The organism is Variovorax sp. GW460-12-1-14-LB1 (assembly GCF_059423605.1).
The window spans coordinates 80461-86522 of the sequence record NZ_JBWKYF010000025.1 but is presented as its reverse complement, the minus strand read 5'-3'; the positions used below and the strand labels follow the sequence as shown (position 1 = coordinate 86522).

7 protein-coding genes are annotated in these 6062 nt (G+C 69.5%); 5 read left to right on the top strand and 2 right to left on the bottom strand.

The window, feature by feature from the left end:
- Positions 1-93: 93 nt before the first annotated feature.
- The 5 genes from AC07Y4_RS15160 (at position 94) to AC07Y4_RS15140 (ending at position 5236) form a co-directional block, all read left to right on the top strand.
- Positions 94-432 carry a hypothetical protein gene (locus AC07Y4_RS15160; RefSeq protein WP_495274809.1) on the top strand — a complete coding sequence of 113 codons (339 nt, stop codon included), beginning with the start codon at positions 94-96 and terminating at the stop codon, positions 430-432.
- 164 nt (positions 433-596) lie between these two features.
- Positions 597-1298, top strand: coding sequence for a DUF3348 domain-containing protein (locus AC07Y4_RS15155; RefSeq protein ID WP_495274810.1), 702 nt, complete (start codon positions 597-599; stop codon positions 1296-1298).
- A gap of 24 nt (positions 1299-1322) precedes the next feature.
- Positions 1323-3923 (top strand): DUF802 domain-containing protein, encoded by a 2601-nt coding sequence (locus AC07Y4_RS15150; protein WP_495274808.1) that lies wholly within the window; start codon positions 1323-1325, stop codon positions 3921-3923.
- 1 nt (position 3924) lies between these two features.
- Entirely contained in the window at positions 3925-4587 is a 663-nt protein-coding gene (locus AC07Y4_RS15145) for an OmpA family protein (protein ID WP_495263508.1), read from the top strand.
- Positions 4580-5236: a DUF2894 domain-containing protein gene (locus AC07Y4_RS15140; RefSeq protein ID WP_495274807.1), complete on the top strand. Its 657-nt coding sequence runs from the start codon at positions 4580-4582 to the stop codon at positions 5234-5236. Before AC07Y4_RS15145 ends, AC07Y4_RS15140 begins: the two co-directional genes overlap by 8 nt.
- 4 nt (positions 5237-5240) lie before the next feature.
- On the opposite strand, the gene AC07Y4_RS15135 is transcribed toward AC07Y4_RS15140, so the two are convergent.
- The gene (locus AC07Y4_RS15135; protein ID WP_495263510.1) at positions 5241-5636 is read right to left on the bottom strand and encodes a VOC family protein; all 396 of its coding nucleotides are present in this window, start codon (positions 5634-5636) and stop codon (positions 5241-5243) included.
- Positions 5637-5678: 42 nt separating this feature from the next.
- Positions 5679-6056 (bottom strand): YkvA family protein, encoded by a 378-nt coding sequence (locus tag AC07Y4_RS15130; RefSeq protein ID WP_070061148.1) that lies wholly within the window; start codon positions 6054-6056, stop codon positions 5679-5681.
- Positions 6057-6062 lie beyond the last annotated feature (6 nt).

Below are 6062 nucleotides of genomic sequence, written 5' to 3'. Positions count from 1 at the left end.
GGTTAGGGTTATCACGTGGGTCAGATTTAGATGGAAATCACACCGCCAACTGGGTCACTTCTAGATGGAAATCAACAGCATCGAGATCAATTCGTGCGCGAACACTTGCCGGTGCTGAAGCGCGAGATCGCCCAGCGCGTGCGGCGCGACAACAAGAGTGGTGTGGCGGGGGTGTATTTTCGGGAGGAGCCGGGCGGGAAGAATCCGATGTGGATCGCGATGACCAGAGTCAGCCCGGAGAAATCGGTCAGCAAGGCTTTTTCGGTTGGCCGATACGGACCCCGGGCGCGGGAGCTGGCGATTGCCGAACGACAAAAGCAACTCGAGCAGATGACGGGGTATGCCTCGCGTCATCCGGCGGATGGATCGACATCACCCTCGATCGCAAGGCCCCCGTCGAGCCCGACCGCGGCCAGCTCAAATCGCTCATAGACCGCCCAAAAAAAGGCAGAAGGAACGTGGCGGGAAGGCCCGGATTTCTTCGGCTCCTGTCACACCCCGTTTCACTTCTCCCGCGCTTCGTGTGCACCAGTTCACAGAGGGAAAGCCGCCAGTTGACCGGTGTAAACTGCCCGGTTTTCTCCCTCTCTCGCGGTATGGTGCAAGTGTCACGGCGCACAGGCTTCACCGGCTCGGCGCTCACTCGCTTGCTCGCTCAATTGAGCGACATCGACGTTCCCGAATCCAGGCAAGCCCTCGCGGATCGTTTGAGTCAGTGGTTCAGTTGGACCGACGCCATCTCCTTGTCTGCAGCTTTGGATTCCGATCTGGGCGTCGCCGTGTCCGGCGTCCGGGCGTCCGAGGGCGCCGAGGAGGCGCAGGAGTGCGCGCGCCTGAAGGCCGCGCTGGCCAAGGGCAATGCAGACGGCGGCGTGGCCTCGGTGCTGCCCGGCGCGAACGACGACTTTCCGCCGTACCGCCGCCGCTACTTCGCGCGGCAGCAGGCCATGGAAACAGCCATCGAACCGCTGCGCGCGCGCCTGCGGGCCCGGCTCGCCACCCGCTCGCCCGAGCTGGCCCGGCTGGCCGCGGTGGACGCCATCCTGGAACAGGTGGTGGGCGCGCGAGAACGCAGCCTGCTGGCGAGCGTGCCCACGCTGCTGGAGAAACATTTCAAGCGTTTGCGTGAGGCCCATCAGGCCGCGCAGGACGCCAATCCCGACAACCCCCAGCCGCCAGCGACCGCCGCCGGCTGGCTGGACGTGTTCGGCCGCGACATGCAAAGCGTGCTGCGGGCCGAGCTGGACATTCGCATGCAACCGGTCGAAGGCCTGCTAGAAGCCCTTCGCGATCGCTAGCCCCATAAGAGACAACAAGCTTCCATGAACAGATTTTTCCATTACCCCGTCTTCCTCGTGGGCCTGGCCGTCGTGTGCTGGGTCGGTGCCAGCTATGTCGGCCACAACCCGCTGGCCCTGGTGATCACGGCGCTGATCGGCGCGTTCTACCTGATGGGCGCGCTGGAGCTGCACCGCTTCCACCAGGCCACCGGCACGCTGTCGGGCGCGGTGAACGACTTGTCGGTGCCGCCGACAAGCCTCGGCGACTGGCTCGCCGGCCTGCATCCCTCGCTGCGCAACGCGGTGCGCCTGCGCATCGAAGGCGAGCGCGTCGGCCTGCCGGGTCCGGCGCTCACGCCGTACCTGGCGGGCCTGCTGGTGCTGCTGGGCATGCTGGGCACGTTCCTGGGCATGGTGGTCACGCTCAACGGCACCGGGCTGGCGCTCGAAAGCGCGACCGACGTGCAGGCCATCCGCAACTCGCTGTCGGCGCCCGTGCGCGGCCTGGGCCTGGCCTTCGGCACCTCGGTGGCGGGCGTGGCCGCATCGGCCATGCTGGGCCTGGCCTCGGCGCTGTGCCGGCGCGAACGCCTGCTGGCCGGGCAGTCGCTCGACACGCTCATCGCCACGTCGCTGCGCGGCCATTCGCTGGCGCACCGCCGCGAAGAGTCGTTCAAGCTGATGCAACAGCAGGCGCATGCGATGCCCGCGCTGGTCGACCAGCTGCAGGCCATGGTGGCCGCGATGGACCGCCAGAGCCAGTCGATCAACGAACGCCTCGTGGCCAGCCAGGACACCTTCCACCAGAAGACCGAAGCCGCCTACACGGGGCTCGCCGCCTCGGTCGACCGCTCGCTGAAAGACAGCCTGGCCGACAGCGCCCGCATCGCCGGTGAAACCATCCAGCCCGTGGCGAAGGTGATGCCCGAACTGGTCGGCCAGTTGCAGACGATGATGGCCGCGCTGGAGCGCCAGGGCCAGGCACAGAACGAGCGCCTCGTCGCCAGCCAGGACAGCTTCCACCAGAAGGCCGAAACCGCCTACAGCGGCCTGGCCGCCTCGGTCGATCGCTCGCTCAAGGACAGCCTCACCGACACCGCCCGCATCGCCGGCGCAACGATCCAGCCCGTGGTCGAGGCGGCCATGCTCGGCATCGCGCGCGAAGCGGCCTCGCTGCAGGGCGGCATGGCGCAGGCCGTCGAACGGCAGCTCGAAGGCCTCACGGGCCGCTTCGAGGCCTCGACCGCCGGCGTGGCCGACACCTGGAAGGCCGCGCTGGCCGAGCACGAGCGCGCGAGCAGGGCGCTGTCGAGCGACCTGCGCGGCACGCTCGAACGCTTTGCCGAAACCTTCGAGCAGCGCTCGGCCGCACTGGTCGACGGCGTGTCGGCCCGCCTCGAAAGCACCGTGGGCAGCGTGTCCGACACCTGGGGCAGCGCGCTCGCGCAGCACCAGCGCGTCAGCGAAAAACTGTCGGGCGATTCGCACCAGGCGCTCGCCGCCGCTGCCGCCACCTTCGAACAGCATTCGGTGGCGCTGCTGCGCACCGTGGGCGAGGCCCACACCAGCCTGCAGACCGAACTGGCGGCGCGCGATGCGCAGCGCCTGTCGGCCTGGAGCCAGTCGCTCGAAACCATGGCCGCCTCGCTGCAGAAGGAATGGCAGCAGGCCGGCGCGCACACGCTGAGCCAGCAACAGCAGCTGAGCGACACGCTGGCGCAGGCCGCGCGCGACGTGTCGGCGCAGGCCGAGGCACATGCCAAGCAGACCGTCGCCGAAGTCGCGCAGCTGCTGCAGGCCGCGTCGGACGCACCCCGCGCCGCCGCCTCGCTGCTCGACACCGTGCGCGAGGCGCACGCCAACCTGCAGACCGAGCTCGCCACGCGCGACGCGCAGCGCCTCGCGGCCTGGAGCGGCTCGCTCGAGACCATGGCCGCCTCGCTGCAGAAGGAATGGCAGCAGGCCGGCGCGCACAGCCTGAACCAGCAGCAGCAGATGAGCGAGACGCTGGCGCAGACCGTGCGCGACATGTCGGCGCAGGCCGAGGCCAATGCCAAGCAGACCGTGGCCGAAGTCGCGCAGCTGCTGCAGGTGGCCGCCGAGGCACCGAAGGCCGCGGCCGACGTGATCGCCGAGCTGCGCCAGAAGCTGTCCGACGGCATGGCGCGCGACAACGACATGCTCGAAGAGCGCAGCCGCATCCTCGGCACGCTCGAAACTTTGCTCGGTGCGGTGAACCATGCCTCGACCGAGCAGCGCAGCGCCATCGACGCGCTCGTCACGGCCTCGGCCGACATGATGGAGCGCGTGGGCAGCCGCTTCACCGAGAAGGTCGAGAGCGAGACCGAGAAGATGGCCGGCATCGCCGCGCAGATCACCGGTGGCGCGGTCGAGGTGGCGAGCCTGGGCGAGGCCTTCGGCTTCGCCGTGCAGCGCTTCGGCGAATCGAACGACAAGCTGGTGGCGCACCTGCAGCGCATCGAAGGCGCGCTGGGCAAGTCGCTGGCGCGCAGCGACGAGCAGCTGGCCTACTACGTGGCGCAGGCGCGCGAGGTGATCGACCTGAGCATCATGTCGCAAAAGCAGATCGTCGAAGACCTGCAGCAGTTCGCCAGCCGCCAGACCGCAGGCAGCGAGGCCTGAAATGGTGCGCGACGAGATCGACCTCGACGCCGGCCTGGAGCCGACCGTCCCCGTGTGGGCGGTGTTCGGCGACCTGATGGCGGGCATGTTGGGCGCGTTCGTGCTGATCCTGGTGTGCGTGCTCGGCATGCAGCTGGACCTGGCGAGCCGCCTTGAAACCGAGGTGCAGCAACGCCGCGCCGAATCGCAGCGCCGCGAGGCGCTCGAGCAGGCGCTGGCCGGGCCGCTCGCCGCGGGCCGCGTGACGCTCAACAACGGCCGCATCGGCATCAGCGGCAGCGTGCTGTTCGCCTTCAACTCCGCCGACCTGCAACCCGGCGGCCGGCAACTACTGAAAAGCCTGGCCGGCCCGCTGGGCGCCTACCTGAAGGCGCGCGACGAGATCCTGATGGTGAGCGGCTTCACCGACGACCGGCAGATGCGCGAGGGCGCACGCCTGTTCGCCGACAACTGGGAGCTGTCGGCCCAGCGCGCGCTCACCGTGACGCGCGCGCTGATCGAAGAGGGCGTGCCCTCGTCGTCGGTGTTCGCCGCCGCGTTCGGTGCGGAGCAGGCCGTGGCCTCGAACGGCGATGCCGAAGGCCGCGCGAAGAACCGGCGCGTGGAGATGGCGCCGACGCCCCGGCCCAAGAACGCCCCCGACGCTGCGAAGCCCCGTGAGTAACGACGCCGCACCGGACGATCAGGTCGACGCGATCGCGGCGCTCGACGCCTGGCGCGCGCGTGGCGACGACCGCTTCGACCCGGTGCGCTTCCGCTTCATCGAGGCGATGGCGCAGCGCGCGGCGGCGCACGAGGGCGAGGCGCGGCGCCTGCTCGATGCGCGGCTGGTCAGCCTCATGACGACCTACCGCGCCGATCTGGAGAAGGTCGCACCCGAGGCCGAAGCGCCGGCCGAGGCGCCGTTGCACACCGCGCTCGCCGAGCTGATGAATCACATCGCCCAGCTCGCGCCGCTGCCACCGCCGCCCGACGCGGAGGCGACCGACGGAGACACCGTGCCCAGCCTGTCCACGGCGCCCGAGCTCAAGACGCTGAGCTACTTCCGCGGCACCTGGTCCAGGCTCGCCGCCGACCAGCGCGTGACGCAGTCGCTCGCCAAGGTGCCGAAGAACGCCGGCCCGCTCAACACGCACCACCTGGTGCAGCGCGCGCTCACGCTGATGCGCGACCTGTCGCCGCAGTACCTGCAGCGCTTCATGGCGCACGTCGATGCGCTGCTGTGGATCGAGCAGGTGAACGCCGCCGCCGAGGCCGCGCGCGTGGCGCGCACCGAGAGCCCGCGCAAGAGTTCGCGCAGTCGCGCGAGCTAGAAGCTCAGCCCGCCGCGTCGTGGCACACGACGCACAGCTTGTTGCCGTCCGGGTCGCGGAAGTACGCGCCGTAGTAGTCGGGGTGGTAGTGCGTGCGCAGCCCCGGCGGGCCTTCGCAGGTGCCGCCGTGCGCGAGCGCGATGCGGTGCACCGCGTCGACCATCGCCCGCGTGCCGGCAGTGAACGCCGCCATCTGGCCGTTGCCCGCGTCGTGCGGCCGGCCGTCGTGGGGTTGGCAGATCACGAAGAAGGGCCGCGCGCGCCCCGCGCTGTGCCAGCCCGCCCAGGGCTTCTCCGGCTCGCAGAAGCGGCGCTCCAGGCCGAGGCCGTCCATCACCGCGTCGTAGAAGGCCAGCGCGCGGTCGAAATCGGAGACGCTGAAGAAGACATGGGAAAACACGTCGGCTCCTTGTGAAGAGGATGAACTTCCAGCGGATTGTCGTCAGCGTGGCCAGAGCCACCAGGCCAATCCGGCCGCAACCAGCACCCAGATGCCGATGACCAGCGCCATGCCGGCCTTGCTCGTCGGCTTGCTGCCCGTGCGCGCCATCCATTCCTCGGCCCGCACGCGGCTGCGCACGATGACCTCGGGCGGCAGCAGGCGCACCGCGAGCCAGATCAGCGCCGGCAGCAGCAGCACGTCGTCGAGGTAGCCGAGCACGGGAATGAAGTCGGGAATCAGGTCGATGGGGCTGAGCGCGTAGGCCACGGTGAACCAGCACAGCGCCTTCGGCAGCCACGGCGTAGCCGGGTCGCGGCAGGCGAACCAGAGGGTGACGGCGTCGCGCTTGATGCGGCGCGCCCAGTCGCGCAGGTTCATCGTGGT